3 protein-coding genes are annotated in these 3,712 nt (G+C 40.7%); all 3 read left to right on the forward strand.

From position 1 onward, the window contains the following. The first annotated feature begins 431 nt into the window (after positions 1-431). From ylqF to HT688_RS08225, 3 genes are read left to right on the forward strand one after another with little or no spacing between them, the layout of a single operon-like run. Positions 432-1,283, forward strand: coding sequence for a ribosome biogenesis GTPase YlqF (ylqF, locus tag HT688_RS08215; protein ID WP_050208287.1), 852 nt, complete (start codon positions 432-434; stop codon positions 1,281-1,283). Next, the gene (rnhB, locus tag HT688_RS08220) at positions 1,270-2,049 is read left to right on the forward strand and encodes a ribonuclease HII (RefSeq protein ID WP_054388124.1); all 780 of its coding nucleotides are present in this window, start codon (positions 1,270-1,272) and stop codon (positions 2,047-2,049) included. The genes ylqF and rnhB overlap by 14 nt, the downstream gene beginning before the upstream one ends. A gap of 15 nt (positions 2,050-2,064) precedes the next feature. Beyond that, on the forward strand, positions 2,065-3,615 hold the full coding sequence (locus HT688_RS08225) for a H(+)/Cl(-) exchange transporter ClcA (protein WP_172923696.1): 1,551 nt from the start codon (positions 2,065-2,067) through the stop codon (positions 3,613-3,615). Positions 3,616-3,712 lie beyond the last annotated feature (97 nt).

Here is a 3,712-nt window from a genome sequence, read left to right on the forward strand (position 1 = left end):
TCATATCCGTTTTCCCACAAACAAGGTGAACTTGACCTAAATCGTTTAGTTGAATCATCATAGTACACTACCTTTCCTCCGATAACTATTTTTATCTAGTATACCGGAAGTTGGGGAATTAGGATAGATACGATACCTTGTTATGACGCACTGACTTTAGAATAGTACGTTATAGATGTTAAAATATTTCTAGAAATTAATTTGACTTTCCTAATCGATTTGTTCACATCTTGTTTTAATCTACTATATATAGGGTACCTGAAAGGCTATCATCGGACAAAATAAAGAAGGCATGATATAATATAAGGTAGATTTTTATGTCATAAAACAAGAGGTGTTTGGACATCATTCATTTTAAAACTCTATATGTTCAAACGATAGTAAAATAAAATAGGGGATCTAAACCCTTGCTACGAAAGGAAAAAAACTCAATGGCTACTATTCAATGGTTTCCTGGTCACATGTCTAAAGCGCGTCGACAGGTTCAGGAAAATTTAAAATTTGTTGATTTTGTGACGATTTTAGTTGATGCACGCTTACCTCTATCTAGTCAAAATCCTATGTTGACCAAGATTGTTGGTGATAAACCAAAACTCTTGATTTTAAACAAGGCCGACTTGGCTGATCCAGCAATGACCAAGGAATGGCGTCAGTATTTTGAATCACAGGGAATCCAGACGCTGACTATCAATTCCAAAGAGCAAGTGACTGTAAAAGTTGTAACAGATGCGGCCAAAAAGCTCATGGCTGATAAGATTGCTCGCCAGAAAGAACGTGGGATTCAGATTGAAACCTTGCGTACCATGATTATCGGGATTCCAAACGCTGGTAAATCAACTCTGATGAACCGTTTGGCTGGTAAAAAGATTGCTGTTGTTGGAAACAAGCCAGGGGTCACAAAAGGTCAACAATGGCTTAAAAGCAATAAAGATCTGGAAATCTTGGATACACCGGGGATTCTCTGGCCTAAGTTTGAGGATGAAACTGTTGCACTTAAGTTGGCATTGACTGGAGCTATCAAGGATCAGTTGCTTCCTATGGATGAGGTTACCATTTTTGGTATCAATTATTTCAAAGAACATTATCCAGAAAAGCTGGCTGAACGCTTCAAACAAATGAAAATTGAAGAAGAAGCGCCTGTGATTATTATGGATATGACCCGCGCCCTCGGTTTCCGTGATGACTATGACCGTTTTTACAGTCTCTTCGTGAAGGAAGTCCGTGATGGCAAACTCGGTAACTATACCTTAGATACATTGGAAGACCTCGATGGCAACGATTAAAGAAATCAAAGAACTCCTTGTGACAGTCAAGGAGTTAGAAAGCCCTATTTTTTTAGATCTTGAAAAGGATAATCGCTCTGGAGTTCAAAAAGAAATTAGCAAGCGTAAAAAAGCCATTCAGGCTGAATTGGATGAAAATTTGCGTTTGGAATCTATGCTTTCCTATGAAAAGGAACTTTACAAGCAAGGATTGATCTTGATAGCAGGTGTTGACGAGGTCGGCCGAGGTCCTCTGGCTGGGCCAGTAGTCGCTGCAGCCGTTATTTTACCTCAAAATTGTAAGATTAGAGGCCTCAATGACAGCAAGAAAATTCCTAAAAAGAAACATCTGGAGATTTTCCAAGCAGTTCAAGACCAAGCCTTGTCAATTGGCGTTGGTATCATGGATAATCAGGTCATCGACCAAGTCAATATCTACGGAGCAACTAAACTGGCCATGCAGGAAGCAATCTCCCAGCTCAGTCCTCAACCTGAGCACCTTTTGATAGATGCCATGAAACTGGAGTTGCCCATTTCACAAACCTCCATCATCAAAGGTGATGCTAATTCCCTCGCTATCGCAGCAGCTTCTATAGTAGCCAAGGTGACCCGTGATGAATTGATGAAGGAATACGATCAGCGGTTTCCTGGCTATGATTTCGCTACTAATGCAGGATATGGAACTGCTAAACACCTAGAAGGACTCGAAAAACTAGGAGTTACCCCAATTCACCGAACCAGCTTTGAACCTGTTAAATCACTGGTTTTAGGTAAAAAAGAAAGTTAATTGAAAGGAAATACCATGGAGGAACAGTCGGAAATAGTCCGTTCTAAGAAAGAATTCGCCTTTGCATCCAGCACTATCCTATCCCAAGTTGGTCGAGGAATCATTGTCGGCCTCGTCGTTGGAATTATCGTCGGATCCTTTCGTTTCTTAATTGAAAAGGGCTTCCACCTGATACAAGGACTTTATCAAGATCAAGAGCACCTAGTGCGCAATCTTTTTGTACTGGTTTTGTTTTATATACTCATCTGTTGGCTCAGTGCTAAATTAACTCGATCAGAAAAAGATATCAAAGGCTCAGGAATTCCGCAAGTCGAAGCCGAACTGAAAGGCCTCATGTCCCTCAACTGGTGGGGCGTTCTTTGGAAAAAATATGTGCTAGGAATGCTTGCTATTGCCAGCGGCCTTATGCTGGGGCGTGAAGGGCCAAGTATCCAACTGGGAGCAGTTGGTGGTAAAGGAATTGCCAAGTGGCTCAAATCCAGTCCAGTAGAGGAACGTTCCTTAATTGCCAGTGGAGCTGCAGCAGGTTTAGCCGCAGCCTTTAATGCACCAATAGCAGGCCTCCTCTTTGTAGTAGAAGAAGTTTATCACCATTTTTCGCGCTTTTTCTGGGTTTCTACACTAGCAGCCAGCATCGTAGCAAACTTTGTGTCTCTGCTCATGTTCGGTTTGACACCAGTATTGGATATGCCAGATAACATTCCTCTCATGACCCTAGATCAATACTGGATTTATCTTGTGATGGGAATTTTCCTTGGATTTTCCGGTTTTCTCTATGAAAAAGCTGTGCTCGATGTCGGTAGACTTTATGATTGGATTGGTCAAAAAATCCATTTGGATAGAGCTTATTATCCAATTCTTGCTTTTATTCTCATCATACCAGTCGGAATTTTTTTACCCCACGTCCTTGGTGGTGGAAATCAGCTTGTTCTTTCCTTAACTGAGCAAGATTTTAGTTTCCAAGTTCTATTAGCTTACTTTTTAATTCGCTTTATCTGGAGCATGATTAGTTATGGAAGTGGTCTTCCAGGAGGCATTTTCCTACCAATTTTGGCGCTTGGTTCCTTACTTGGTGCCCTAGTTGGTGTTATCTGCGTCAATCTTGGACTTGTCAGTCAAGAGCAATTCCCTATATTTGTCATTCTAGGAATGAGTGGCTATTTTGGAGCAATATCAAAAGCTCCCTTAACTGCCATGATCCTCGTAACTGAGATGGTAGGAGATATTCGCAACCTCATGCCACTTGGTCTTGTCACTCTTGTTTCTTATATTATCATGGATTTGCTCAAGGGTACACCAGTCTATGAAGCCATGCTGGAAAAAATGCTTCCAGAAGAAGTATCCAGTGAAGGAGAAGTTACCCTTATCGAAATACCAGTTTCTGATAAGATTGCTGGAAAACAAGTACACGAACTCAACTTACCACACAACGTCCTCATCACTACCCAAGTCCATAATGGAAAGAGCCAAACAGTTAACGGCTCAACCAGAATGTATCTGGGTAATATGATTCACCTGGTTATTCCAAAAAGTGAAATTGGGAAAGTCAAAGATTTGTTGTTGTAGAGTTTGTTTACATAATTTATATTATGCAAACAGCTGACTTGATTTATTTAGAAAACCGATTCTCAGCAATGAGGGCGGTTATTATGGCTTCAAGCCA

Origin of the sequence: Streptococcus sp. 1559, from assembly GCF_013276735.1 — a bacterium.
Taxonomy (GTDB): Bacteria; Bacillota; Bacilli; order Lactobacillales; family Streptococcaceae; genus Streptococcus; species Streptococcus pseudopneumoniae.